The organism is Pseudogulbenkiania sp. MAI-1 (assembly GCF_000527175.1).
GTDB lineage: Bacteria > Pseudomonadota > Gammaproteobacteria > Burkholderiales > Chromobacteriaceae > Pseudogulbenkiania.
This window is the reverse complement of sequence record NZ_AZUR01000001.1, coordinates 538,119-564,244: the sequence shown is the minus strand read 5'-3', so window position 1 is coordinate 564,244 and position 26,126 is coordinate 538,119. Positions and strand designations below refer to the sequence as shown.

Sequence of the window (26,126 nt, the reverse complement as noted above, 5' to 3'; positions counted from 1 at the left end):
TGAACAGATTGTTCTTGGTCTCGCCCCGGTGTGGCAATGCTTCCACGCGCCGCGCTCCATCCGGGATATTGTATTTTTTCTTGGCAGTGGAATTTGTTATGATGCGCCGCTGATCCGCTTCTTTTCCATTGGTTCTTCCCAGGAAACGGCGTGTCTTTCACTACGTTAATGTCGATGACATCGACAAACCGACCGCCAGGCGACAGTGCCACGAACGCTGCCGGCCTCCGGTTCACTCTTCCCAACCCACGATCTGCGTCAGGGGGACCTCATGCAGCAGAAACCTTCCATCTTCAGCCGGATCATGAACGGCAGCATCGTGCTGCAGATCCTCCTCAGCATGCTGGCCGGCATGGCGCTGGCCATGGTCTCGCCGGACGCGGCCAAGTCCGTGACCTTCCTCGGCAGCCTGTTCGTCAAGGCACTGAAGGCAGTCGCCCCCTTACTGGTTTTCGTGCTGGTGGCCAGCGCCATCGCCGGCAAGAAACAGGGGGTAGAGACCAATATGCGCCCGGTGCTGACCTTGTATCTGGCCGGCACTTTCCTCGCTGCGCTGACTGGCGTGGTGGCGAGCTTCCTGTTTCCGACCCAATTGACCCTGGCGGCGGCGGCCAGCGGCACCACGCCGCCGGGCGGCATCGGCGAGGTGATCAACAACCTGGTGTTCCAGATCGTCGACAACCCGGTCAACGCCATCGCCAGCGCCAACTACATCGGCATCCTGAGCTGGGCGGTGGCGCTTGGCATGGCGCTGAACCATGCCAGCGACAGCACCAAGCAGATGCTGGACGAGGTCGCCAACGCGGTATCGCGCATCGTGCAGGTGATCATCCGCTTCGCCCCGGTCGGCGTGTTCGGCCTGGTGGCCGACAGCATCGCCAGCACCGGTTTCGGCGCGCTCTTGGGCTACAGCCGGCTGCTGCTGGTGCTGGTGGGCGCCATGCTGTTCATCGCGCTGGTGGTGAACCCGCTGATCGTGGCGCTGACCATCCGCCGCAACCCGTTCCCGCTGGTGTTCACCTGTCTGCGCGAAAGCGGCGTCACCGCCTTCTTCACGCGCAGTTCGGCGGCCAACATCCCGGTCAACATGAACCTGTGCAAGAAGCTGGGCCTCAACGAGGATACCTACTCGGTGTCGATCCCGCTGGGTGCGACCATCAACATGGCCGGCGCAGCGATCACCATCTCGGTGCTGAGCCTGGCGGCGGTGCACACCCTCGGCATCGCCGTGGATCTGCCCACCGCGCTGCTGCTGTCGGTGGTCTCCACCATCGCGGCCTGCGGTGCCTCCGGGGTGGCGGGCGGTTCGCTGCTGCTGATCCCGATGGCGTGCAGCCTGTTCGGTATTTCCAACGATGTGGCGATGCAGGTGGTGGCGGTCGGCTTCATCATCGGCGTGGTGCAGGATTCCGCCGAAACCGCGCTCAACAGTTCCACCGACGTGCTGTTCACCGCCGCGGCCTGCCTGGCAGCCGGCGACGTGGCCGACCGCGCGCCGGAGCTGGCCAGCAACGAGGCTTGAGCGCCGCGGCTTTTCCCCGAAGGCACCCGCGCGGTGCCTTTTTTACGTGCCAAGGTTGGCCGAATACAAAGAAAAAGCGGCCACCAGGGCCGCTTTGACTGCCAATCCGGCAGGCGTTTATTCCAGCACCAGCACCGCGTCGGCTTCCACCTGCACGCCCTTGGGCAGGCTGGCCACACCGATGGCGGCACGCGCCGGGAACGGCTGGCTCATGTACTGGCCCATCACTTCGTTGAAAACGGCGAAGTTGGACAGGTCGGTCAGGTAGGCGTTGAGCTTGACGATCTGGTCGAGCGAACCGCCGGCGGCTTCGCAGACGGCCTTCAGGTTCTTGAACACCTGGTGGGCCTCGGCGGCGAAGCCGCCTTCCACCACGGTCATGGTGGCCGGGTCGAGCGGGATCTGGCCCGACAGGTAGACGGTGTTGCCGGCCTTGACGGCCTGCGAGTAGGCGCCGATGGCGGCCGGGGCGTTGTCGGTGTGGATGATTTCTTTGGCCATGCTTATTCTCCTTCTTTCAGAAACAGGGTTAACAGGTCGTTGAGGAAACGCTGGCCTTTCAGCGTCGGCTTGAGCGTGGTCAGATCGCGTTCGATCAGGCCCTGCGCCTCGGCCTCGGCCAGCTCGCGCTGGATGTGCGTCAGCGGCAGACCGGTGCGCTCGGCGAACAGGCGCAGCTCGAAACCGTCGGTCAGGCGCAGCAGGTTCATCATGAACTCGAACGGCAGGTCGGCGCGGGCGATGCGCTCGCGGCTCTGCGCCGGCTGGCCCTCGGCCACCGCCTTGAGGTAGGCCGCCGGCTGCTTGTAGCGCATCTCGCGCACGATGCCGTCGTGGGCGCTGATCTTGGCATGCGCGCCGGCGCCGATGCCGAGGTAGTCGCCGAACTGCCAGTAATTCAGATTGTGCCGGCACTCGCGCCCGGGCTGCGCGAAGGCCGAGGTTTCGTAGTGGCCAAAGCCGGCCTCGGCCAGGCGCGCTTCCAGCGCTTCCTGCATGTCGGCCGATAGTTCGTCGTCCGGTAGTTTTGGCGGCAGGTAGCGTGCGAACAGCGTGTTGGGTTCGATAGTCAGGTGATATGCCGAAATGTGCGTGACGCCAAACGACAATGCGGTGCCCATATCCGTCAGCGCCTGCTCCAGGCTCTGACCGGGCAGCGCGTACATCAGGTCGAGGTTGACGTTGTCGAAGTGCGTCAGCGCGATATCGACCGCGCGGCGCGCCTCGTCGCCGTCGTGGATGCGCCCGAGCGCCTTCAGATGCGCCGGGTCGAAGCTCTGGATGCCGATCGACAAGCGGTTGATACCGGCCTCGCGGAAACCCTTGAACTTGTCCGATTCGAAGGTGCCGGGATTGGCTTCCATGGTGATCTCGGCATCCGGGTAGAGCCGCACGCGGGCGCGGATGCCGGCCAGCAGCGTGTCCATCGCCTTGGCCGAGAACAGGCTCGGCGTGCCGCCGCCCATGAAGATGGTGTGCACCGGCCTCCCCCACACCGCCGGCAGCGCCAGTTCGAGGTCGGTGAGCAGCGCCGCGACGTAGGCGTCTTCGTCGAAGCCGTTCCTGGCTTCGTGCGAGTTGAAGTCGCAGTACGGGCACTTCCGCACACACCAGGGGAAGTGGATGTAAAGCGACAGCGGCGGCAGCTCGCGTAATCCGCTTAGCCCTGAAAGCGATATCTTTGTCACCGTCACTGCGCTGCTCCTCGCCGTACTGTCTGTACTGTCTCGTCGCTGCTCGCTCGGTTTCGCGATCTCGCTTCCAGTGCGTTGCGGCTTGGATGCTTGTCGTCGGCCATGCTCACGCTAGCGCCCTGAGCTTGGCCATCAGCGCCTGCACCGCCTGGCCGCGGTGGCTGACGCGGTTCTTCTCGGCGGCGTCGAGCTCGGCGGCGGTGCGGCCATAGTCGGGCAGCAGGAAGTACGGGTCGTAGCCGAAGCCACCTTCACCACGCGCGCTGTCGATCACTTCGCCGTACCAGACGCCGTCGGCGACGATGGGTTGCGGGTCGTCGGCGTGGCGCACCAGTACCAGCACGCAGTAGTACCAGGCGCGGCGATTGGGCTCGCCGGCCAGCTTTTCCAACAGCAGGGCGTTGTTGCGCGCGTCCGATTTCGGTTCGCCGGCGAAACGCGCCGACTGCACGCCGGGTGCGCCGGCCAGCGCTTCGACGCAGATGCCGGAGTCGTCGGCCAGGGCCGGCAGGCCGGTGACGCGGCTGGCATGGCGCGCCTTCTCCAGTGCGTTTTCCAGGAAGGTGTGGTGCGGTTCCGGGCATTCCGGCACGTCGAACTCGCCTTGCGGATGCACGGTGATGCCGAGTTCGGCGAACAACGCGGAAAATTCCTTCAGTTTGCCGGCGTTGTTGCTCGCCAGCACGATGCGGTCGAACATGGGTTCTCCTGGAGTGATACCTGCTATCGGCTGCGATTTAGCCACAGATGCGCGCGCATCGGAAGTGAAAAATCAGGAACAGACAATTCAGCAGGATAATCTCTAATTACCAAAAACTATCACTATATTTTTACAAAAATATAGTGATTTACACCAATTAAAATAGGTCAGACATGACATAGACCTGAATCAAAAACGACGGCCGGCGGGACGCCTCGGTCCGTGCCGGCCGTTTGCCACACGCCGTGCCTCAGCCGCGGCCGGTGGCGTCGCGTGCCGTGAGCAGAAGGCCGGCATCCGCGCCCTTGAGCAAGGCCGCGTCGGACAGCATGCGGCGCCAGGAGCGCGCGCCCGGCAAGCCCTGGTAGAGGCCGAGGATGTGGCGTGCGATGTGGCGCAGTTGCGTGCCGGGTTCGGCCAGCCGTTGCTCGATATACGGCAGCATCGCCTCGATCACGTCATCGCGGGTCGGCGCGGCTTTGGCGTCGTCATAGAAGCGCGCGTCCCAGTCCGCCATCAGCCAGGGGTTGTGGTAGGCCTCGCGTCCCACCATGACGCCGTCGATGTGCTGCAGGTGATGGGCGATCTCGTCGCTGGTCTTCACCCCGCCGTTGATCAGGATTTCGACATCGGGGAATTCGCGCTTGAGGCGATAGACGTAGTCGTACTTGAGCGGCGGTATCTCGCGGTTTTCCTTGGGCGACAGGCCCTTGAGGATGGCATTGCGCGCATGCACGATGAAGGTGGAGCAGCCGGCTTCGACGATGTGGCCGACGAAATCGCGCACGTAGCCGTAGTCTTCCACCGCGTCGATGCCGATGCGGTGCTTGACGGTGACGTCGATGCCCACCGCGTCGCGCATCGCCTTGACGCAGTCGGCCACCAGTTGCGGCTCGGCCATCAGGCAGGCGCCGAACGCGCCCTTCTGCACCCGCTCCGACGGACAGCCGACGTTGAGGTTGACCTCGTCGTAGCCCCACTCCTCGGCCAGCCGGGCGCAGCGCGCCAGTTCGTCCGGTTCCGAGCCGCCCAGCTGCAGGGCGACCGGGTGTTCGCACTCGTGGTAGCGCAGATGGCGTGCCACGTCGCCGTACAACAGCGCCCCGGTGGTGACCATCTCGGTATAGAGCCAGGTGTGCCGGGTGATCTGGCGCGCGAAGAAGCGGTAGTGGCGGTCGGTCCAGTCCAGCATCGGAGCAACCGACAGCCGTCTGGCTGGCAATTTTACTGAGTTTCCTTGACTGGCGCGGCTTCCAGCACCATCGCGGACTGTTACATTACTGTTCATTTAGGCCGATTTTTGCCCGTTTTCACCAGGTTGGTGCTACGCCAAATACCGCTTTGGGGTGCTACTGCACCGGCCCGAAGCTCTGGATAGCACCAAGCGCCCACAACATGGCAAAAACGCTAAGCATTTGAAAAAACGAAAAATTATCTTATCCAGACCGGTCTTGGTCAAGGTTGCGTCAAAATCGCGCCATAGAAAGTGGCGCAGTTTTATAAATCGCGCCACAATCGCGCCATCGATCATACAAATCGCGCCACTTCCTCCATGTCATCTGCGACCGATCTGCTCCAAAGCATCCAGCAATCACCAAGCGGGCTGACTCTCGCCGAATTGCTGGCACAACACCCTGATGCCGCCCGCCGAACGGCACAGCGCTGGCTCAGCAAGCTGGTGGAGGATGGGCAGATCATCGGGCAAGGGGAAGGGCGTGCCCGCCGCTATCTTGCGGCTACGCTCATAGCTGAGCCGACGCCCACGGCCCAGGACGTTTTCCCCCGCTATATCCCACTATCGGCCGACAGCCGAGATATCCTTTCCTATCTTGAACAACCGCTGCAAGCACGCAAACCGGTAGGCTACCAGCATGACTTTCTGATGGCTTACCAGCCCAACCGAACGTGGTATCTCCCCGAGCCGCTACGTCGCCAACTACGCAAGATGGGCGATACCGGGCAAGCCAAACTGCCGGCCGGAACCTATGGGCGAGCCATCCTCGACCGATTGCTGATCGACCTGTCCTGGGCCTCCAGCCACCTGGAGGGCAACACCTACTCACGGCTCGATACGCTGGAGCTGATCGAGCACGGAAAGGTAGCGCAGGGCAAAGCCGCGATCGAAACCCAGATGATCCTGAATCACAAAACCGCCATCGAACTCTTGGTCGAAAACGCGGATACGGTCGGATTCAACCGCTACACGCTGTTCAACCTGCATAGCGCCCTGTCGGAAAACCTGCTGCCGAACCCGGCCGACGAAGGCCGGTTGCGCCAGCACGGAGTCGAGATCGGCAAGAGCGTCTATCACCCCCTCTCAGTGCCGACGCAAATCGGCGAAGCACTGGATGTGATGCTGGAAAAGGCCAACCAGATCGGCGACCCATTCGAGCAGTCGTTCTTCATCATGGTGCACTTGCCCTATCTGCAGCCGTTTGCCGACGTCAACAAGCGCACCTCACGGCTGGCAGCCAACCTCCCGCTGATCCGTGCCAACCTCTGCCCGCTGACTTTTCTTGATGTGTCCGAACAGGCCTATAGTCGTGCCATCCTCGGCGTTTACGAACTCACACGCATCGAACTGTTGCGCGACCTGTACCTGTGGGCCTACGAGCGTTCAACGCAAGAATACCTGGCCATCAAACAAGACCTCTCCGAACCGGACCCATTGCGCCTGGCCTACCGCGACCTCATCAAGCAAACCATCCGTGAAGTCGTCTTGCAACGCGGTCAGGATCCGCTCGAAGTGATTCGGCTTTGCCTGTCTGAAGGCATCCCCGCAGCGGACAGGCAGAACGTCGAGGCACTCGTCATCGAGGAATTGCGCCGCCTGCACGAAGGGGTTCTGGCTCGCTATGGACTACGCCCCTCCGAGTTTGCCCAGTGGCAAGCGCGGCAGCGCCAAACATGAGCGAGAGAGGAAGAGCTCAGGATGTCGACCACGCACGATGAATTGGCTAGGCTCCAGACGGAAAATGCCCGTCTGATCGCCCTGTTGGAATCGCATGGCATCGATTGGCGCCTGCCCGCCACGGCCTGTCCCGGTTGCGCCAGCGCCAGAACCTTCTCATCTCTCCACCCATGAAAAAGTGGCGCTATTCCGCCGCTTGTTTCGCGGTCGCACCGATGTCTACCCAATCCGCTGGGAGAGCAAAACCACCGGCAAGTCGGGCTACACACCTGCATGTGCCAACGAGTGGCAACCTGGCGTATGCGAAAAACCGCGTATCAAATGCTCGGACTGTGGCAATCGCTTACTAATGCTGCTTTCGGATTCCGTCATTTACGGCCACTTGGCCAAGGCCGGCAAGCCGCTGCTGATCATCGCCGAAGACGTGGAAGGCGAAGCGCTGGCCACCCTGGTGGTCAACAGCATGCGCGGCATTCTCAAGGTGGCCGCGGTCAAGGCGCCGGGCTTCGGCGACCGCCGCAAGGCCATGCTGGAAGACATCGCCATCCTCACCGGCGGTACCGTCATTTCCGAGGAAACCGGTCTCACGCTGGAAAAAGCCGGCCTGGCCGAGTTGGGCAGCGCCAAGCGCGTGGAAATCGCCAAAGAGAACACCACCATCATCGACGGCGCCGGCGACAAGGCCAGGATCGACGCCCGCGTGCAGGCCATCCGCGCCCAGATCGACGCGGCCACCAGCGACTACGACCGCGAGAAGCTGCAGGAGCGCGTGGCCAAGCTGTCTGGCGGCGTGGCGGTGATCCGCATCGGCGCGGCCACCGAAGTGGAGATGAAAGAGAAGAAGGACCGCGTGGACGACGCCCTGCACGCCACCCGTGCCGCGGTGGAAGAAGGCATCGTGGCCGGCGGCGGCGTGGCCCTGCTGCGCGCCCGCGCCCACATCGGCGAACTGAAGGGCGACAACGCCGACCAGGACGCCGGCATCCAGATCGTGCTGCGCGCGCTGGAAGCGCCGCTGCGCGCCATTGCCGCCAATGCCGGCGACGAGCCGTCGGTCATCGTCAACAAGGTGCTGGAGGGCAAGGGCAACCACGGCTACAACGCCGCCAGCGGCCAGTTCGGCGATCTGGTGGAAATGGGCGTGATCGACCCGACCAAGGTCACCCGCACCGCACTGCAAAACGCAGCCTCCATCGCCAGCCTGATCCTGACCACCGACGCCACCGTGGCCGAGGCCGCTCAGGATAGCAAGGCCAAGGCCACGGCGGATCTGGACTACTAATCCGCCCGTCTGGTCCTGTTTCGAGTTTGGCCCGCGCCTGCGCGGGCTTTTTTTACTTCGTCCCGGACATCGCGGCGAGGCGATTCGCCTATCCCATCCTCTCTTTGGCGGCGGCAAACGATACCTCAGCCTTGAGACGCTGCGCTCAGCGGCTGCGCGGCGCGCAGCAGACGGTCGCGCACGGCGCGCCAGGCCGGCTCGTCGGGCGGCAGCACGATCCATACCGCTTGGCAGCCGCTGGCGTCCGCCGCGTGCAGCGAGGCATACAGCTCCCGGGCATAGCCGTCTGGCGTCGGCGGCATGCGTTTGAACCAGCCGGGCGCGGCAGCGGGCGGTTCGATGGCAAGAACGGCGGCGTCTTGCCAGCGCTCGTCACGGGCGCGGTCGATGGTTTCCTGCGCCTCCAGCCGGTAACAAGGCAGACACGGCGCGTAGTGGGAGGCCAGGTTGCCCGGCACGCGCGGCGCATCCGGGGAGGCGGCCTGGGCCAAGTCGAGATACGGCGCCAGCATTTCCGCAGTGATCGCCCCTGGGCGCAGAATCGCCGGGCGCTCGCCGCTGAGGTCGAGGATGGTGGATTCGATGCCCACCGCGCACGGTCCACCATCGACCACGGCGGCGATACGTCCCGCCAAGTGATGGCGCACATGGTCGGCGGTGGTGGGGCTGATGCGGCAGAACGGGTTGGCCGACGGAGCAGCCACCGGGCGCTGCAGCCTATCCAGCACCTGTTGCAACAGCGGGTGGCTGGACCAGCGCACGGCGACGGTGTCCTGTCCGGCGTTGACGATGCCGGGCACCTTGTCGCTGGCCGGCAGCACCAGCGTCAGCGGGCCGGGCCAGAAACGCTCGATCACCGGCCAAGCGCAGTCGGGAATGCGGGCGGCCCACTGCGTCAAATGGCCGAGGCCGGGCAGATGGACAATGAGCGGATGATCTGCCGGCCGGTTCTTGGCCCGGAAAATCGCGGCGACGGCATCGGGCTGTGTGGCATCGGCGGCCAGACCGTAAACGGTTTCGGTCGGCACGGCGACCAGTTGGCCGGCGCGCAGCAGAGCGGCGGCCTGATCCAGGTCTTCAGGTGTGGTGCTCAGGGATTTCATATTTCTTTGTCGCTTCAAGGAATGCAGACATCGCAGTATTGCGGCGAGGCCGGCGCATCCAGCGCCTGCTCGCGCGTGGCCTGGCAGCACGGGCACGGCCAGCGGCGAACGCTAGGCTGCCGGGTGGGCACGCCACGGCGCTCAGTCATGGCGCCATCCTCCGCCGGCATGCCAGCGCAGCGGCGTGTCGCCATGCACGCAGTAGAGATGCAGCCAGCCATTCTCCACCAGCTGACGCGGCAGCGGCTGCCTGGCCAGCGCGGCGGCCAGCCTGTCCGGCGGCGCGTCGATGCAGGCGGCCAGCCGCACCGGCGCGTGGCGCAGACAATGGCCGTCATGCACCGATTGCCAGGACAGGCCGATCCGGAGATCACCGCTATTGCCTTCGAACACGCCAATGCGCCCGCCCACCACGTTGTGCAGCAGCTTGTTGCCGCTGCCAAAGCGGCGCGGGTCCACCGTAGAAGCGAAGTACTGCATATTGATCCAGTGCGCCACCACCATGGGTGCGGCCAGGATCGTTTCCAGCCCCTTACCGTCCGGGTCGGCGCGCCAGTCGTATTCATGCAGGAAGGCGCGGCCGGCGAGATCGAGCTGACGGGTTTTGGCGCGCCGCGCGGCGATGAACAGCGCGTTGTTGGCCAATCCCCATTCCGGTCGCGTTTCCGCCCAGTCGTCGCCCTTTTGCCGCATTTTCTTCAACAGAATGGCGTCGCTCAGTCCGGCATCGAGACCGACGGAAGGCGCGCGCCGGCGCCGCACCAGGGCGGAAGCCGCTTGCAAGGCCGACTGCAGCGCTGGCAGGCCGGCGCGCGTGGTCTGGCTGAACGTGTCGGTGTCCAGCAACAGGATTTCGTCGCTGTGGGTCAGATGCAGCGCGGGCAGGAAGACCGTATCTTGCGGAATCGGTCGGCCCATTGCCGCCAGCCGCCCGCGCAATGCCGGGTCGTTGAGCCAGCTGGCCAGCAGACGCACGTGCTGATGGCCACCGTGGCCGCCACAGGCGCCGCATTGCAGCGCCGCCGCCTGCGGGTTGTTGCTGGCGTGGCTGGCATGGCCGGTCAGCAGGACCCACGGCGCCAACTCGCCGTTCAGCCCCATGGCCGGCAGCAAGGCAGAAGCGATTTCCGCGCGCTGCTCCAGACCCAGCGTGTCCTGCGGAATAGGGACGGCGCTTTGCGGGGTCAGCCAGGGGTCGAGCTGCGGCAAAGCGGTTTGGCAGCCCCGCGGGCGGCTGCGGCGCGCCAGCGACGCCAATTTGCCCAGCCCCACGCTCTCCACCAGCGCGAAACCGGAGAGCGGCGAGCGCTGAAACGCCTGCCACCAACGCCGCGAGCGTGGCGGCGCGGATACCGCGGGCGTCGTCGCCGCCCAGGCCGGGCCGAGCAAGACCGGCAGGCGGGGCTGCGCCGCCTCTGCTCCGGGCACGCGATAGGCCAGCGGCAGGCCGAAAAAGCCGGCGAAGCCATAGGTCCGGCAGCCAGGCAGGCTTTCTTCCAGAGCCCGGCGCATCGGTTCCGAGCGCACATCGATACAAAACACCGCCTGCACGATGGGGCGGCTGCCGTCCTCGGTCGCACGCTCCCGGCATAGCGCCCGGGTGAGCGGACCATGCAGCGACAGCTCGTGCGCGCGCTGCCAGACCAGCGCACGTGGGTCGGCACGGCAATGGCCGAGCCGCTCCCAGTCGCGCCACCAGGCGCTCCAGGCGCTGTCCGGATCGCGCCGGCCGTCGTCGAGCAGGCATTCCCAGGCCAGCTGGATGGCGAGCAGCTGACGCAGGTGTCCGTCCGATTGCCCGTTGAGCCGGGCCTGCCAGGCGAGATAAGCACACCAGGCGGCCCAGCCGTTATTGCGCATCAGCAGGGACTGCAGCCATGGCGTCGCCCACGATTGGGCCGGTTGCAGCTGCGCGAGTCCGGCCGCCAGCATCGTCTCGGCTTCGTCGGGCAGGCGTGCGGCCAGGCGCTGGATGCGTTCGCGCCGCTGCGGCGATGCGGTCAGGCCATAGGGATGCCGCATCTGCTCAAGCCAGGCCGCATAGAATCCCCGCTCATGGTCCAGGTGCCAGTTCGCCTGGTCGCGGTCGAACCAAGCCGCGCAGTATTGGCTGATCTGCTGGATGACGACATTGGTCCAGGATTGGGCGCTCATCGGGCCTGCCGGTTCGGCGTGGTAGGCGGTCAGCGGCAGCGGCGCGGGTCGGCTGGCGTCAACGTCGCTGGCGGACTCCAGCCAAGCTTGCGTCGAGCCCGGCCATCCGGCCTCCTTCAGCGCCTCAGCCAACGCCTCCGGCGTGATGTCGCCGCGCCGCCAAGCGTCCAGGTATTCGCTTACGGGCAAATGCAGCCGGCTATCCGCCACCTGGCGCAGGGTGTCCGCCGCCGCGTGGAATGGCTGTTCACGCAGCTCCCAGTAAGGTGAGCTGGCGACCAGGCTGTCCAGTGGCCAGGCCGGCGCGATGGCGGAGAGGGCATTGTCGATGGCTTGCCGCCACGGCGCGTTCAGTTCAGTCATGACGGGCCTCCTGTTGCAACGACAGTTTCCAGGCCGGGCGCTGCTTGGGGCGCGGGCGACGGATAATCAACATGCACCACCACTCATCCAGATGGAAGCCGGCGAAGGCGTGCGGATAGACCAGCCTGGCCAGCCGGCCCTGCGGATGGCGCAACAACCAGCCCTGCAGCATGAAAGCGGTGCCGAACATCGCGGCGAGTAGTGCCTGAGCCCATAGCTCGGGCTCGGTCCCATGCAGAGGCAGGACCTGCGCGGACAGTGTATGCAGCAACAGATAGGCTTGGCAGACGATGAAAGCGGCCAGCCAGCCCGCCCAGCCGCGCAGCAAGATGCCCATACCCAGCCCCATCGCCAGCCAGAACAGCGGCGGCAACGCCGCTTCCGGTATCCAGCGTTGCCACAGCCATTGCGAGGCGGCCAGCAGCAGCGTGGCCAGCATGCCGCGCACGAAATGGGATAACGAGCCACCGGTCTCGCTCGCCCCGCCTATACGCTGCGCCGCGCTGTCGCGCACCGTTTCGCCCGCCGACAGGAAGGCATGCGCCTTGTAGAACGAGTGGGCCAAAAGGTGCAGCAAGGCCAGCGAATACCAGCCCATGCCGATTTCCAGCAGCATGAAGCCCATCTGGGCACAGGTGGACCAGGCCAGGCGCAGCTTGATGCTGATGCGCGTCAGCATCACCACGCAGCACAGCAAGGCGCTCGTGCCGCCCCACAGCAATAGCAGCATGTTGGCAGGCGCCGCCGCCTGCAGCAGTGGCGCAGCCTTGATCAACACCATGCCACCCAGGTTAACCACCCCGGCGTGCAGCAAGGCGGAAATCGGCGTCGGTGCCTCCATCACCTGGGTGAGCCAGCCGTGGAACGGCAGTTGGGCTGTCTTGATACCGACGGCGGCCGCCAGCAGCAATCCCGCAGCCGCGCCGTAAGCCTGGGTGCCGGCCGCAAGCGGGGTCTGCTCGCCCTGCAGCAGGCTGAGACTGCCGCCAGCATGGGCCCACAACAGCAGCGCGGCGATCAGCAGCAACTCGGCCAACCGGCTGGCATGCCACTCGCGCCGCGCGGCCAGCTGCGCGGCGGGACGGCCGGGATAGAAGGTCAGCAGGGTTTGCAATGCCAGGCTGCAAACGATCCACGCCGGCACCATCAGCAGTAGATGGCTGCTTTGCACCACTACCGTCACCGCCGCCAGCAGGCAGCCGATGGCGCGCAGGAAACGGATCTGACCCGGCTCGCCCTGCATGTAGCGATGCGAGTAACGCAGCACCATCCAGCCCAGCAGCTGGATCAGGGCCTGCATCAGCCAAGCTGCGACGAACCAGGGCGCCTGGGAGGAAGTGAAGAAGATGGGAACCAGAATGAGGCCGCCGATGATGGCGGCGCTTTCGGCCAGCCACCAGCGAACGGCAAGCCGGCGGCCCGGCCACAACGCAGGTAGCAGCCAGGCCAGCACGATGGCGGATTGCAACGCGGTAAGCAGAGTGAATGACATGGGTGCTCCATGAGAAAATCTGCCCGCACTTTGCCTGACGAGTTATGTTCAGTAAAATAGATTAAATATTAGAAATGGTTCTTTTTTAACGAACAATGAGCCGTCTCAACTACCATCATCTGCACTATTTCTGGGCGGTTGCCAGCGAGGGCCACCTGACACGCGCGGCTGAACGGCTGCACGTTTCGCAATCGGCGTTGTCCGCACAGATCCGCCAGTTGGAAGAACAGCTGGGACAACCGCTGTTCCTGCGCGAGGGCCGCAAATTGCAGCTAACCGAGCTGGGCGCCGTGGTGATGCGCTACGCCGAGGAGATTTTCGCACTAGGCAACGAGTTGCTTGCCGCCGCCGCCTCCGCCGAGGGGCGCGGCACACTGCGCATCGGTAGCGTGGCCACGCTGTCGCGCAATTTTCAGGACTGGTTTCTGCAGCCGGTGCTGAAAGAGACTGAAGTGCGGCTGGTGCTGGAATCGGGCAGCCTGGAGGAACTGCTGCTGCGGCTGAAATCGCATGAACTGGACGTCGTGCTGTCCAACCGCCCGGCGCTGGCCGACGACAAGCAGTCTTGGCGCTGCCGCACCCTGGCCAGGCAGCCCGTGGTATTGGTGGGGCCGCCGCTGCCATCCGGCCAGCGCTTCGATTTCGAACGCGATCTGCCCAGGCTGCCGCTGCTCGCACCCAGCCGCAAGAGCGAGATCCGCCTGCGTTTTGACCTGCTGTGCGAGGAGATGGCGCTACTGCCCGCCATCCGCGCCGAAGTGGACGACATGGCCATGCTGCGTCTGCTGGCGCGCGACGCCGGCTGCGTCGCACTGCTGCCGGCCATCGTGGTCAAGGATGAACTGGAAAAAGGACTACTGCAGCAATACTGCGTAGTACCAAGCGTGGAGGAGACTTTCTACGCGATCACCGTGCAGCGCCATTATCTGCCGCCGCTGCTACAGCGTTTGCTGCGCGAAGCAATAACAGAAGCTGCGGTGGTCTAAAGCCGGGATGCCCTGGCAAGAGCGGACAGCGCCGTTTTCACCCACTGAAACCCTACCCGCTCCTGTTCCAGCCGCAGCTTCGGCCGGATACGGTGGGCGCGCAGTTCGTCGTACAACGCCAGTCCCTGAGGCTCGAGCCGCGCCAGTTCACGCGTCGCCGGCTCCGCCTCCCCCCCCCCCCCACAACGCCTGATGCTCCATCAGCGTGGCACGTTCCATCAGGAACGATTCAACGTACCCAAAGCGCCCGCGCGGTCTACCCGATCAGCTTATTAACCCGGCCCTTAAATACACTTATATTGCCGCGTAAGTTGCATGTGGGTGCCGAAAGTATGACCGGATGCGTTCCGGCAATTGGGCGATGCGATTCATGATCCGCATCGCCTTTTCCATGAGATCCAAGTCGTTACGACTGGCTGGTTCCAGGCGCAGCGATGTCTTGAAGTCATGATTCAGGTATTCGTCCGGATTGGACTCCGGTGCATAAGGCGGCAGGTAGAACAGCTCGATCTTGTCCTTCCTCGGTTCGACCCAAGCACGGACAAGCTTGGCGTGATGGACCCGCAAGTTATCGACAATCAGGAACACCTTGCCGGGGGCGCCGTCGATCAGTCGCGCGAGAAACTCGATAAAGCGTTCCGCATTGATCGTACCTTCGACGATCTGGAACGCAATCTCACCCCGGTTGGTGATGGCCGAGATCATCGACAGCTTGGGCCAGCGCGCCGACGCCTCCAACACCGGCGTGCGTCCGGCTGGGGCAAAGCCGCGCACCCAGTTCGTGTCTTCCTTGACCGCCGTCTCATCGGCCCAGTAGATCAGCGCCCCTTCCACCTTGGCGCGCGCAGCGATGGCGGGATACTGCTCGCGCAGCCAAGCCTGGACCAACTCGCTTCGTTGTTCAATCGCTTTCTTTACTGGCCTCTGTGCGGTATAGCCCCAGCGCTGCAGATATTTGCCGACGAGGCGATCGGATAATTGCAGGCCGAACTGAATTTCCACCAAAGCCTGGATCGCACGCCGGGTCCACAGTGCAAAGGGCAGGCTCAGTTGCTCGGGAACGGCGCCGACGATGCGCTGGCGCACCCAGACCTCCTGTGCCATCGTCAATTTGCGGCAGGCGCCATGGGGGCGCCCACGCGGTTTCTCGACCAGCGCCCCGGCCCCTTCTGCACGCGCCACTCTCAACCATTTCTGTACGGTACGTACATGCACCCCGGCGATCTTCGCCAGTTCAACACCGTTCATACCCGATTGCGTGCGCAAACGCAGCACCATCTTGCGCAACGTTTCGCGTCCCTCGGAACCCAGCTTGCGTGCATCGATCTTGTCCATGCAAACATGATACCATGACAGCCAATTTAAGGGCCGGGTTAATAGGACCGATCAAGGCCCGTGCCATTTTGCGATCAGCGCCGGCAGAGAGCCGAAGGGACGGCGGAACCGCGCCCTTACATGGAAGCATGAATGGCCGCCGCTATCGTCCGACAGCCCCAAGCCAAGCTCAGGCCGTGCCGCCGAGCAGGCTTGAGCCGGCACGGCACAAGGACGATACTGCCGGCAGTCCCGTTGCACTCCCCGAGATTCCATGAGCTACCGCCTGGTATTTGTCGAAGACGATGCCGAACTGGCCGAACTGATCCGCGACTTTCTGTCCCGCCACGACATGGAGGTACAGATCGAACCGCGCGGCGACACCGCCCTTGCCACCATCACGGCCGCCAAGCCGGACCTGGTGCTGCTCGACATCATGCTGCCGGGCAAGGACGGGCTGACGCTGTGCCGTGAGCTGCGCCCCGACTTTGCCGGCCCCATCGTGATGCTGACCTCGCTCGACAGCGACATGCAGCAGATCCTGGGGCTGGAACTGGGCGCCAACGACTACATCCTGAAAACCACGCCGCCCGCGGTGCTGGCCGCGCGTTTGCGCGCCCAACTGCGCCAGCACCGGCCGATGCCGCCGGAGGCACCGGCGCTGGCGCCCAAGAAATTCGGCCAGCTCAGCATCGACCCGGTCAGCCGCGCCGTCACGCTGGGCGGGCAAGCCGTGCCGCTCTCCACCGGCGACTTCGACCTGCTGTGGCTGCTGGCCAGCCATGCCGGCGAGATCATGGACCGCGACGTGCTGTTCAAGGCAATGCGCGGCATGGACTACGACGGGCTGGATCGCAGCATCGACGTGGCCGTCTCGCGGCTGCGCAAGAAGCTCGGCGACAACCCGTCCGAGCCGTTCCGCATCAAGACCGTGCGCAACAAGGGTTATCTGTTCGCCCCCGCCGGCTGGAACTGAGCCATGCGCCGCCTGTTCGTGCAGTTCTACCTGCTGTTGATGGCGTGCTTTCTCGGCGCCGTGCTGCTGATCGGCGCTGTCTACAAGCAGGCGGTGGACAAGGTCGGCGAGCGCTACCTCTCCGATCTGCTGGTTGCCTCGCTGTCGCTGATCCAGAGCGAGCTGAAGGACGTACCGCCGGAGCAATGGAGCGGCACCCTGGCCAAGCTGGACCACGGCCTGACCTTTCCGCTGAAGATCGAGCGCGACACGGCCTACACGCTGGATGCGGAGGCACGCGCAGCGCTGGGGCGCGGCGAAATCGTGATGCTGGAAGACAACTACCTGTTCCTGCAGCGCATTCCCAACAGCTCCTTCCTGCTCGTCGCCGGCCCCTTGCGCTACCTGTTCTTCCTGCACCAGCTGAAATGGGTCGATTATGCCCTGCTGGCGTTGGTCGGCCTGTCGCTGGGCATTCCGGCATTGCTGTGGCTGCGCCCGCACTGGAACCAGCTGATGCAGCTGGAGCAGACGGCGGCCAGCCTCGCCGAGGGCGACCTCAGCGCCCGCGTGCAGTTGCCGTCCAGCTCCGGGGTATGGCAGGTGGGCGTGGCCTTCAACCGCATGGCCGACAACATCGGCACGCTGCTGGCCGGGCGCAAGGCCCTGATCGACGCCGTGGCACACGAGTTGCGCACGCCGCTGGCCCGGCTGCGTTACCGGCTGGCGCTGCTGGGCGGCGATCCGGACAGCGCGCCGCACCAGGCCATCGAGCGCGACCTCGCCGCCATCGACTCGCTGCTGCAGGAACTGCTGCTGCACGCCCGCCTCGACCGCCCGCAGGTACCGCTGACGCTGAGCCGCTTCAGCGTACGGGAATGGCTTACCGAAAGGCTGGCCGAACAGGCCCCGCTCGCCAGCGGCATCGACTGGCAGGACGACAGCCGCGGCGAAACCACGCTGGTGGCCGACCGCCACCTGCTGTCGCGGGCACTGGACAACCTGCTCAGCAACGCCCGCCGCTACGCCCGCCAGGTGGTGCGCGTGCGGCTGGAGCAAGAGGCCGGCAGGTTCTGCCTGAGCGTGGAGGACGACGGTCCCGGCATCCCCCCGGAGGAGCGCGAGCGGGTGCTGGAACCGTTCGTGCGGCTGGACGAAAGCCGCGGCCGCGACAGCGGCGGACACGGTCTCGGACTGTCAATCGTGCTCGGCATCGCGCGCGCCCACCACGGCACGCTGAGCATCACCACCAGCCCGCTCGGCGGCGCCCGCTTCGTGCTGTGCTGGCCGTCAGCCGGCACGGTACATACCGTTACACAGGGAAACATTCCACTCACAGACGCCGGAGAAGGGCACGCCTAGGATACAGCTCATGGAAGGCCACACAGCCGACCGGGATCCCGACTGAATAGACCATGACTGTTTCATCAGGAGTTAAGACCATGAAAAAGCTGACCCTGCTCGCCCTCTCCGCCGCCTTCGGCCTGACTTCCCTCGGCAGCTTCGCTGCCACCGCCCCGGCCACGCCGGCAGCTCCGGCCGCGAAAGCCGAGGCCTCCTCCCCGGCTGCCAAACCGGCCATGAAACCGGCGGCCAAGAAAATCCACAAGACCCGTGCCAAGAAGGCGACGAAAAAGCCGATGGTAGAGAAAAAAGCCGCGCCGGAAGCGCCCAAGCAGTAAGCCCAGGCAGGCCATTGTTCTCTCCATCCTGATTGCGGGGCCCCTCTGGGCCCCGCTTTTTCATTACCCGCCCGGGCTCAATGCCGCTTGAGCGTGAGCCGCGCCACCCGCGCAGAAAGGAAAACAGCCCTGCCAGCTTATGCCTGCAGGGCCGTTGAGTCGGGCTGACCATTAACCGCGTGCACAGGCAGTTTCTTGCACTCCTTGCCCCAAACTAATCGGCCAGAGCTGCCTTCTGGGCCGCGATTAGCTCGCCGATCCCCTGCTCGGCCAGCCTCAGCATGGCGTCCAGTTCCTCGCGGCTGAACGGCACGCCCTCGGCGGTGCCCTGCACCTCGACGAAACGGCCGCTGCCGGTCATCACCACGTTCATGTCGGTTTCGCAGGCGGCATCCTCAAGGTAATCGAGATCCAGCACCGGACGCCCCTCGAAGATGCCGACCGACACCGCCGCCACGAAATCGCGGATCGGGTTTTCCGACAGCTTGCCCTGGGCGATCAGGCCGCTGATGGCGTCGTGCAGCGCGACGAAGGCGCCGGTGATGCTGGCGGTGCGGGTGCCGCCGTCGGCCTGGATCACGTCGCAATCGATCTGGATCTGGCGCTCGCCCAGCTTGTCGAGGTCGACCACTGCGCGCAGGCTGCGGCCGATCAGGCGCTGGATTTCCTGGGTGCGCCCGGACTGCTTGCCGCTGGCCGCCTCGCGCCGCATGCGGCTGCCGGTGGAGCGCGGCAGCATGCCGTATTCGGCGGTCACCCAGCCTTGGCCCTTGCCCTTGAGAAAGCCCGGCACGGTCTCGTCCACGCTGGCGGTGCAGATCACCTTGGTGTCGCCGAACTCGACCAGGACCGAGCCTTCGGCGTGCTTGGTGTAGCGTCGGGTCAGGGTCACCCGGCGCAGGGCATCGTTGGGGCGGGAAGAAGGTCGCATGGTCTCAATCCGTTGACGTCAAAAACGCGATTATACCCCCGCGCCCCTCACGCGGGTTTATCCGGCCGGCTCGCCAGGATCTCGCGATGCATCTCCTCTTCCAGCGCTCGCGTCCGCGGCGAGGCGGGGCGGCGGGAGAGCGCCATGTGAGTATCCAGCACGTCGTTGCGCTGGCTGACGTCGAGCGCCTCGTCCAGCAGCGTCACCGCCACCGCCGACAGGTTGTCGCCATGCTTGCCGCCGCGCCGCTCGGCCACGTTCATCAGCGCCGGCAGCACCTGGCCGACGGCCCGACCGGCAAACACCTTGACCAGTTCGGCGTCCTGGATCTGCGACCACAGCCCGTCGGAACACAGCAGCACCGACGCGCCCGGGAACAGCAGCTGGCGCTCGCCGATATCGATGTCCGGGTCGGACGACGCCCCCAGACAGTTGTAGATCTTGTTGCGGTCAGGGTGGGTACGCGCCCCCTCCTCGGTCAGCAGGCCCTGGTCGATCAGCCGCTGCACCTGGGAATGATCGCGCGAGCGCAGGCGCAGCCCGCCGCTGTCGAGCAGGTACAAGCGCGAATCGCCGACGTGGCACCAGTACAGCATGTCCTGCTGGATCACCGCCGCCACCACGGTGGTGCTAGGCACCTCGGGTAGATGATGCTCGGTGGCGTAGTCGAGAATGGCCTGGTGGGCCGAGCTGATGGCATTGACCAGGAAACGGTTGGGATGGCTCAGCGACGGCGTGGCCTGCTGGTAGAACAGCTCGCTCATCAGGTCGACGGCGATCTGGGCGGCCACCTCGCCCTGCAAGTGGCCGCCCATGCCGTCGGCCACCACCAGCAGCACCGACTCCAGCGAGTGGGCGATGACCACGCGGTCCTGGTTATAGGAACGGCCGCCGACGCGGCTGTCCTGGAAGATCGACAATTTCATGCGCTAACTCTCAGGAAGAACGGCTGCCTGTCAGGCTGCGGAACCAGCCGGCCAGCTTGTGCGTCACCGGCTCGGGTTCCGGCTGCGCCACCGGCTCGCTGTAATTGCTCTCCATCAGCCGCTTCTGCACCTCCATCAGGCTGGCCGGGCGCTGCTCCGGCTCCATGTTCAGGCAGCGATCGACCAGCTCGCACAGCTCGCGGGAGTAATGATGGATGAAGCGTTTGGACGCGGGCTCGAGCAGGTCCTTGATCGCCCGCTCCTTCGCCCCCTGCGGCGTGCCGCCCCCCATGCAGGTATACAGGCAGGCGCCCAGGGCGTAGATATCGGTCCACGGCCCCTGCGCCATGCCGCTCTGGTATTGCTCCGGCGCGGCGTAACCCGGCGTGTACATCGAGGCGAATTCCTTGCTGCGCTGGGTGAGCGTCTGGCGCGCGGCGCCAAAGTCCAGCAACAACGGCCCGCCGCCGCGGCGCAGGTAGATGTTGGCCGGCTTGATGTCCAGATGCAGCAGGCGGTGCAGATGCACCTCGCGCAAGCCGGACAACAACGCGGCGAACCAGCGCCGTATCCGCCGCTCGTCCAGCCGCCCGCCGGCGATCTCCAGCTCGCGGGTCAGCGGGCGGCCATCGGCGTACTCCATCACCAGGTAGACGGTCTGGTTGGCGCGGAAGAAATTGGCCACCCGCACCACGTTGGGATGATCGATGCCGGCGAGGATGCGCCCCTCTTCGAAAAAGCACTTCAACCCCAGGTTGAACGCCTCCTGATCCAGCTCGTGCTGCACCGTCACCTGGCCGTTCTCGCCACGGCAGGCCAGGTGGCCGGGCAGGTACTCCTTGATGGCGAACTTGCGGTCGTCATCGTCCAGCGCCAGGTAGACCACGCTGAACCCGCCCACGGAAAGCAGGCGGACGATGGTGTAGTCGGCCAGCCGGTAACCGGCCGGCAATGCGGTTTCTTGCCTGGATTGAGTCATAGGGTGGCTGTTGCTATAGTGTCCGGGGCCTTGGATTGAGCTTAGCAAAGCAATTCGGGCCCGGTCTTGATATTTGTCCAGTTTATCCGGGAGTGCACCAATGATATTAAGTATGACAGGCTTCGCCGCTATTAGCAGGGAATTTCCCGGCGGCATGCTCAACCTCGAGTTGCGCGCCGTCAACCACCGCTACCTGGACGTCCAGATGCGCCTGCCGGAAGAGCTGCGCGTCATCGAAGCCCCCCTGCGCGAGATGATCGGCGCCAAGGTCACGCGCGGCAAGCTCGAATGCCGCGTCGGCTTCAACCAGCTGGAAAACGAAACCCCGACGCTGGAAGTCAACCACGAGCTGCTGCAGCAGTTGCTGGCCGTCTCCCGCGCCATCAAACAGAGCGCGCCGGAAGTCGAAACCCTGTCGGTGGGCGAACTGATGCGCTGGCCCGGCGTGATGAAATCGAACGAGCTCAAGCCCGAGGTGCTGCAGCAGCTGTGCCTGGAAAGCCTCGCCGCCGCGCTCTCCGACTTCAACGCCTCGCGCCAGCGCGAGGGCGAGAAGCTCAAGGCGGTGCTGCTGGAACGGGTCGCCTCGATCGAGACCATCGTCGCCGGCCTCAAGCCCAAGCTGCCGCAGATCCTCGCCGCCTACATGGAAAAACTGTCCAATCGCCTGCGCGATGCGCTGGAGAGCGTCGACGAAGACCGGCTCAAGCAGGAATTCGCCCTGTTCGCCCAGAAGATCGACGTGGACGAGGAACTGTCACGCCTGAGCACCCACCTGAGCGAGGTGCGGCGCATCCTCAAGGCCGGCGGCCAGGCCGGCAAGCGGCTCGACTTCCTGATGCAGGAACTGAACCGCGAAGCCAACACCCTGGGTTCGAAGTCGGTATCGACCGAAACCACCCAGGCCTCGGTCGAGCTCAAGGTGCTGATCGAGCAGATGCGCGAGCAGATTCAGAACATCGAGTAAGCTTTCGCAACGGCTCATGCCGTGTCAGCAAAACCACCAAAGCCCCGCCAGCGGGGCTTTATTCATTCATGTGCCCCGTCGGGTCGGGAAAGCGCATAATTACTGTGCACCCAGACTTGGAAGGAGGGTTGAGGACATGGGCAATCACGTTGCTGCCCGGGCCATGGCAATGCTCGCCGAGGAAGCGATCCGCAACCGGCAATCAGGAGAGAGCGCCCTCTCCATCCTGGACAGAATTTGCACGCCGTACAGCAATACCCGCTTGGACTGGAAAGCCGAAGACCCAGCATGCCCTGGTCGCGTGCATCCCGATTATGGCAGCTACACCGACCCTCACCCCAAGGTGGCACTCGGCATGCTCATGCTGGAGGCCTTCGCGCCCAATGGCGTGGCCGACCTGCATCGCTATGAGCCGATGCTCGATGCCGAACACCCCGACGAAAGCGCCTACGATGCATGGTGGACCGAGGTCTATGAGCCGTTCCAGGCTCGCTACAACTTCTGTTGAAGCAACCATGCCGCATGACGAAAAATGAGAAAACCGGCCCGCCCCCCTTGCTGGTTTTGTCATCCTGCCGGGGTAACGACGACGACACCAGCCAAGCCCGCCAGAGGACATAGTCTGGGCGGCAATAGCCCCCCACCCAAAGCCGCGGCAGTACATGGCTTTTTCTATGGCCAGGCCATTGCCCGCCGATCCGGCCAGGCTGTCAGGCCGGCGCTCGGGCCAACGGAACCATCACGTTGCCTCATGGCTGACGCAATGTGTCAGCCGCTCGAAGTCGAGGTCTGCCGCGGCCTGCGCTACCTCGCGCGCGAAATCGGCGTGGATCGGGTCGCGTCCCAATGCAAGCGCCCAGTTCTCGATATCGCTGACCCGACCGTCATCGATCAGTGCGCGTAGCGCCGCCAGATCGGTCGGACCCGGCTTCAACGGCGTAGTCTCGGGGAGACTCAGCAGCGCCTCGATCGTGGTGAGCAGTTGCCCCGGGTCGGCCGGTTTGAGCAGTTCGGCATCGAAGCACAGATGGTCAGCCAGCGTCGCGGGACGGCGCGCCGGCTCGGCCGAATAAAGCAGAACCGGCGGCGCGGCGGACCTTTCGCGCAACGCGGCGAGCAGCCCCCAGCCATCGCGCTGCGGCATACGCTGGTCGGAGACCAGCACATCCACCGAGCGCTGGCCGAGCAGCCGTAGCGCCTCATCGCCGTCCGCCGCCTCCAGTACCTCGTGGCCGGCGCTGCGCAGCCAGTCGGCGGTCAACTCACGGCTCTCGGGCACGTCGTCGGCGACCAGGATGGTATGGCGGCGCCGCGCAGCGGGCGAAGTGGCGGCATCTTGGCCGCGAGTCAACTGCAGATCGGCCTCGCTACGCACCTCGAAACGCAGCGAGAACGCGAAGCAGCTGCCCTCGCCGAGGCGGCTGGCGACCGTCAGCTCGCCACCCAGCTTGCGGACCAGCGAGCGGGCGATCACCAAGCCGAGGCCGGTGCCTTCATGCTCGTAGGCGTTGTCGCCGCGCTCGAACGGCTGGAACAGGCGCGACAGCGTGTCAGCCGACATGCCGATGCCGGTGTCCGCCAATCCGAAGCCGAGCGTCACGCGTCCGGGCCCCCCCGCGTCGGGCAGGCGCCGGATCGCGAGCCGGATCGTGCCGTCGCGCGTGAACTTGGCGGCGTTCGAGATCAGGTTGGCCAGCACCTGGCGCAAGCGCTTGAAGTCGGTACACAGCACCGGCGGCACATCGACGTCCGCGTCAAGCACGAAACTGTTGTTCTGGTAGAGCGCCAGTTGCCGCGCATCGTCGGCGACGCCGTCGATGAAGGCGTACCAGTAACCGGGCGTCGGCCGAATGGCGACCTCGCCCAGCTCGCCCCGCGAGAAGTCGAGCAGCTCGTCGATCAGCTCGAGCTGGTGACGCGCGCTCTCTTCGATGGCGCGCCGGCTCTTCTGCGCGTCCGAGCCGGGGTGGGCGAGCAGCCTCGCGTAGCCGAGGATGGTCGACAACGGGGCGCGCAGGTCGTGGCTGATGTGGGCGAGCAGCGCGCTCTTGGCACGGTTGGCGCTTTGCGCCTGGTCGAGCGCGACGTTCAACTCGGCGGTGCGCGTCGCCACCAGGGCTTCCAACTCCTCCCTCTCCTTCTCGCGGAAGGCGAGCAGCGAAGCCATCGCCTGGTCCTTCTGCTGCCGCACGCGCCGCATCTGCTGGGTGAACGCGACCAGCAGCAGGAAGGTGCACAGCGCGCCGGCCAGCGGCACGCCGTAGGACGAGAGCCGGTCCGGCGCGCGCAAGCCGAGGTTTTCGAGGACGCGGGCGAGATTACCGAGCGAGATCGTGAAGCTCGCCAGCGTGTACGCCCAGCTCGTGCCGGCACCGCGGGCCAGCGTCCAGAAGCAGAACAGCGGCAGCACCACCGTGATCAGCAGGCCGAGCTGGGTACCGAGCCGCGCCCCGATCGTATAGTCGACGAACTGCGACAGCACGGTCGACACCGCGAGCCCGGCCATCAACACCAGCATGAACTTATCCCAGCGCGGCATGCGCGTGCGTGTCTCCAGGAACTCGCGGAAAAACAGCAGGAAACACACCAGCGAGACGTTGATGCTCAGCGACATCGAGCGCGTCGCCCAGCCGGTGGCCTCGGGCCACAAGAAGCGGAAGCCGAGGCCGGTCATGCCCAGTTCGTAGACGACGAAGGTCAGCGCCGACGCGCCGTGGAAAGCGTAGCCGCGCTGGCCGAGCGAGAAGAACAGCATCAGGCTGTAGAGGCCGAGCACGGTCAGCGAGCCCAGCTCCAGGCCGCGCACCAGCGCGGTGAGCGCCTCCTCGGCGCGGAAAGCCTCCGGCGTCCACAGGCGCGGCACGAACGACATCGCGGAACTGGACGCCACCCGCCACACGATCTGCCGCGTCTCGCCGGGCTTGAGCGTGACCGGGAACACTGGGGTCGAGGTGTCGAGCGGCCGGGTCGAGAACGGCTGCAGCGTGCCGGCCTCCTGCTTTTGCCAGCGCCCGGCGTCGAGCTGATAGAACGTCACCTGCTGCAGCCGCGCATGGCCGACCTCGATCCAGGCGGTGCGGGGATAGGAACTGGGATTGGACAGGCTGGCGCGCAGCCAGAACGCCGAGCGCGAATACCCCGGCGTCAGTCGCGCGGGCGCCGCCGGCTCGAAGCGCCCATGCTCCAGCACGTCGGCTAGAGAGGCGGTACGGCCGGCGTCCTCTATCAACTCGACGAAGGGCTGCAGCCAGAGACCGTTCTCCTGCTCCTGGATTGCCAGCGGCGTAGCGCCGGCGATGAGGCTCCAGCCCACGCACAGCAGCAACAGCCAGACACGACGATGCAGCATGGCCAGCATGTTCAATCCTCGATGGGGTGGCCGGCACGTACCGACTTGCGGTACGCCGTCGGCGTCAGGCCGAAGCGCTCGCGAAAAGCCGTTGCGAAATTGCCGGCATTCTGGAATCCGAGCTGCTCGGCGATGTCCTGAACGCCGGTGTCGGTCTCGGCCAGCCATTGGCGCGCGGTTCGCAGCCTCTCCTCGCGCAGAAAGGCGAACACCGTCAGCCCGGTGCGCTGCCGGAACAGCGCCGACAATTTCTTCTCGTAGCTGCCCAGCCGGGTGGCGATCTCGTCCACGGTCAGCGGTTCGCCGAGCCGGCGGCGGATCAGTTCGATGCCGGCCTGCAGCAGCACCTCGTCCGGATCGAGCGCCGCGTCCGCCACGGTCGCCATGTCGCCGGTCCGCTCAGGCCGGCCCGCCAGGCGCAGATGAATCCGGACCCGCGCCAGCACTTCCTCGGCGAGGAAAGGCTTGGTCACGTAGTCGACGCCGCCGATCGACAGCCCGGTCAGGCGCTCCTCGGGCGCGTTCGCCGCCGACAGGAACACCACCGGGATGTTGTGCGTCTTCGGGTCGGCCTTCAACAGCCGGCAGGCGGCAAAGCCGTCAACCTTGGGCATGCGCACGTCCATCAGGATCAGATCGGGACGCAAGGTCTGCGCGCGCTGGTAGCCCTGCAGACCATCGAAGGCGACCGACAGCCGAAAATGGTGCGCGTCGAGCAAGGTCTTCAGCAGCCGCAATTCGTCGAGCGAGTCGTCGACGATCAGAAGGTGGCAAGCCTCTATCAGGCCTTTGGCATTAAACATGCTTTTTGCAATG

General features: G+C 65.1%; 23 protein-coding genes and 1 pseudogene. 9 read left to right on the top strand and 15 right to left on the bottom strand.

Annotated features, from left to right (window positions below; translation table 11 throughout):
- The first annotated feature begins 271 nt into the window (after positions 1–271).
- The gene (gene sstT, locus PSEMAI1_RS0102600; protein WP_024301361.1) at positions 272–1,522 is read left to right on the top strand and encodes a serine/threonine transporter SstT; all 1,251 of its coding nucleotides are present in this window, start codon (positions 272–274) and stop codon (positions 1,520–1,522) included.
- Between the two features lie 117 nt (positions 1,523–1,639).
- Here the strand turns inward: sstT and PSEMAI1_RS0102595 are convergent, their stop codons facing one another.
- From PSEMAI1_RS0102595 to dusA, 4 genes are all read right to left on the bottom strand, one after another.
- On the bottom strand, positions 1,640–2,023 hold the full coding sequence (locus tag PSEMAI1_RS0102595) for a RidA family protein (protein ID WP_008953463.1): 384 nt from the start codon (positions 2,021–2,023) through the stop codon (positions 1,640–1,642).
- A gap of 2 nt (positions 2,024–2,025) precedes the next feature.
- Positions 2,026–3,216 carry a radical SAM family heme chaperone HemW gene (gene hemW / locus PSEMAI1_RS0102590; RefSeq protein WP_024301360.1) on the bottom strand — a complete coding sequence of 397 codons (1,191 nt, stop codon included), beginning with the start codon at positions 3,214–3,216 and terminating at the stop codon, positions 2,026–2,028.
- A 106-nt stretch (positions 3,217–3,322) separates the two neighbouring features.
- On the bottom strand, positions 3,323–3,916 hold the full coding sequence (gene rdgB, locus PSEMAI1_RS0102585) for an RdgB/HAM1 family non-canonical purine NTP pyrophosphatase (protein ID WP_024301359.1): 594 nt from the start codon (positions 3,914–3,916) through the stop codon (positions 3,323–3,325).
- 250 nt (positions 3,917–4,166) lie between these two features.
- Complete coding sequence (gene dusA, locus PSEMAI1_RS0102580; RefSeq protein ID WP_029770460.1) at positions 4,167–5,204, bottom strand: tRNA dihydrouridine(20/20a) synthase DusA; 1,038 nt, start codon at positions 5,202–5,204, stop codon at positions 4,167–4,169.
- Between the two features lie 198 nt (positions 5,205–5,402).
- On the opposite strand from dusA, the gene PSEMAI1_RS0102575 reads away from it, so the two are divergent.
- Both PSEMAI1_RS0102575 and groEL read left to right on the top strand, forming a co-directional pair.
- On the top strand, positions 5,403–6,827 hold the full coding sequence (locus PSEMAI1_RS0102575) for a Fic family protein (RefSeq protein WP_198019572.1): 1,425 nt from the start codon (positions 5,403–5,405) through the stop codon (positions 6,825–6,827).
- 382 nt (positions 6,828–7,209) lie between these two features.
- Positions 7,210–8,109 (top strand): annotated as a pseudogene (gene groEL / locus PSEMAI1_RS0102570) (chaperonin GroEL); the annotation flags it as partial.
- A gap of 125 nt (positions 8,110–8,234) precedes the next feature.
- On the opposite strand, the gene PSEMAI1_RS0102565 reads toward groEL, so the two are convergent.
- Genes PSEMAI1_RS0102565 through PSEMAI1_RS0102555 form a run of 4 tightly spaced genes read right to left on the bottom strand, consistent with a single transcriptional unit; the run spans position 8,235 to position 13,221 of the window.
- Positions 8,235–9,212: an L-threonylcarbamoyladenylate synthase gene (locus PSEMAI1_RS0102565; protein ID WP_024301356.1), complete on the bottom strand. Its 978-nt coding sequence runs from the start codon at positions 9,210–9,212 to the stop codon at positions 8,235–8,237.
- Positions 9,213–9,226: 14 nt separating this feature from the next.
- Positions 9,227–9,361 carry a hypothetical protein gene (locus PSEMAI1_RS22280; RefSeq protein WP_255327044.1) on the bottom strand — a complete coding sequence of 45 codons (135 nt, stop codon included), beginning with the start codon at positions 9,359–9,361 and terminating at the stop codon, positions 9,227–9,229.
- Positions 9,354–11,729, bottom strand: a complete 2,376-nt coding sequence (locus PSEMAI1_RS0102560) for a YbcC family protein (RefSeq protein WP_024301355.1) — start codon at positions 11,727–11,729, stop codon at positions 9,354–9,356. The genes PSEMAI1_RS22280 and PSEMAI1_RS0102560 overlap by 8 nt, the downstream gene beginning before the upstream one ends.
- Positions 11,722–13,221 (bottom strand): NADH-quinone oxidoreductase subunit L, encoded by a 1,500-nt coding sequence (locus PSEMAI1_RS0102555; protein WP_024301354.1) that lies wholly within the window; start codon positions 13,219–13,221, stop codon positions 11,722–11,724. The genes PSEMAI1_RS0102560 and PSEMAI1_RS0102555 overlap by 8 nt, the downstream gene beginning before the upstream one ends.
- A 95-nt stretch (positions 13,222–13,316) precedes the next feature.
- Here PSEMAI1_RS0102555 and PSEMAI1_RS0102550 point away from each other — a divergent pair, with 95 nt between their 5' ends.
- Positions 13,317–14,207 carry a LysR family transcriptional regulator gene (locus PSEMAI1_RS0102550; protein WP_024301353.1) on the top strand — a complete coding sequence of 297 codons (891 nt, stop codon included), beginning with the start codon at positions 13,317–13,319 and terminating at the stop codon, positions 14,205–14,207.
- Here the strand turns inward: PSEMAI1_RS0102550 and PSEMAI1_RS22440 are convergent.
- A complete protein-coding gene (locus PSEMAI1_RS22440) occupies positions 14,204–14,401 on the bottom strand; it encodes a Wadjet anti-phage system protein JetD domain-containing protein (protein ID WP_084612609.1) in 198 nt (65 codons plus the stop codon). The genes PSEMAI1_RS0102550 and PSEMAI1_RS22440 overlap by 4 nt on opposite strands.
- A gap of 100 nt (positions 14,402–14,501) precedes the next feature.
- Positions 14,502–15,542, bottom strand: coding sequence for an IS630 family transposase (locus PSEMAI1_RS0102545; RefSeq protein ID WP_024301107.1), 1,041 nt, complete (start codon positions 15,540–15,542; stop codon positions 14,502–14,504).
- 253 nt (positions 15,543–15,795) lie between these two features.
- Here PSEMAI1_RS0102545 and rstA point away from each other — a divergent pair, with 253 nt between their 5' ends.
- The 3 genes from rstA (at position 15,796) to PSEMAI1_RS0102530 (ending at position 18,158) form a co-directional block, all read left to right on the top strand.
- Positions 15,796–16,497: a two-component system response regulator RstA gene (gene rstA / locus PSEMAI1_RS0102540; RefSeq protein ID WP_024301352.1), complete on the top strand. Its 702-nt coding sequence runs from the start codon at positions 15,796–15,798 to the stop codon at positions 16,495–16,497.
- 3 nt (positions 16,498–16,500) lie between these two features.
- Positions 16,501–17,838, top strand: coding sequence for a two-component system sensor histidine kinase RstB (gene rstB / locus PSEMAI1_RS0102535; protein ID WP_024301351.1), 1,338 nt, complete (start codon positions 16,501–16,503; stop codon positions 17,836–17,838).
- Between the two features lie 80 nt (positions 17,839–17,918).
- Positions 17,919–18,158: a hypothetical protein gene (locus tag PSEMAI1_RS0102530; protein WP_029770456.1), complete on the top strand. Its 240-nt coding sequence runs from the start codon at positions 17,919–17,921 to the stop codon at positions 18,156–18,158.
- 214 nt (positions 18,159–18,372) lie between these two features.
- Here PSEMAI1_RS0102530 and rph read toward each other — a convergent pair whose 3' ends face one another.
- The 3 genes from rph to PSEMAI1_RS0102515 are packed head-to-tail and all read right to left on the bottom strand — an operon-like array spanning position 18,373 to position 20,994.
- Complete coding sequence (rph, locus tag PSEMAI1_RS0102525; RefSeq protein WP_024301350.1) at positions 18,373–19,089, bottom strand: ribonuclease PH; 717 nt, start codon at positions 19,087–19,089, stop codon at positions 18,373–18,375.
- 47 nt (positions 19,090–19,136) lie between these two features.
- On the bottom strand, positions 19,137–20,015 hold the full coding sequence (locus tag PSEMAI1_RS0102520) for a PP2C family serine/threonine-protein phosphatase (protein ID WP_024301349.1): 879 nt from the start codon (positions 20,013–20,015) through the stop codon (positions 19,137–19,139).
- A 10-nt stretch (positions 20,016–20,025) separates the two neighbouring features.
- Positions 20,026–20,994, bottom strand: a complete 969-nt coding sequence (locus PSEMAI1_RS0102515) for a serine/threonine-protein kinase (protein WP_024301348.1) — start codon at positions 20,992–20,994, stop codon at positions 20,026–20,028.
- 100 nt (positions 20,995–21,094) lie between these two features.
- Here PSEMAI1_RS0102515 and PSEMAI1_RS0102510 point away from each other — a divergent pair, with 100 nt between their 5' ends.
- Positions 21,095–21,961: a YicC/YloC family endoribonuclease gene (locus PSEMAI1_RS0102510; RefSeq protein WP_024301347.1), complete on the top strand. Its 867-nt coding sequence runs from the start codon at positions 21,095–21,097 to the stop codon at positions 21,959–21,961.
- A 136-nt stretch (positions 21,962–22,097) separates the two neighbouring features.
- On the top strand, positions 22,098–22,469 hold the full coding sequence (locus PSEMAI1_RS21630; protein WP_156943077.1) for a hypothetical protein: 372 nt from the start codon (positions 22,098–22,100) through the stop codon (positions 22,467–22,469).
- A gap of 231 nt (positions 22,470–22,700) precedes the next feature.
- On the opposite strand, the gene PSEMAI1_RS0102500 is transcribed toward PSEMAI1_RS21630, so the two are convergent.
- The gene (locus tag PSEMAI1_RS0102500; RefSeq protein ID WP_024301345.1) at positions 22,701–25,319 is read right to left on the bottom strand and encodes a 7TM-DISM domain-containing protein; all 2,619 of its coding nucleotides are present in this window, start codon (positions 25,317–25,319) and stop codon (positions 22,701–22,703) included.
- Positions 25,320–25,321: 2 nt separating this feature from the next.
- Entirely contained in the window at positions 25,322–26,113 is a 792-nt protein-coding gene (locus PSEMAI1_RS0102495) for a response regulator (RefSeq protein ID WP_024301344.1), read from the bottom strand.
- Positions 26,114–26,126: the final 13 nt, after the last annotated feature.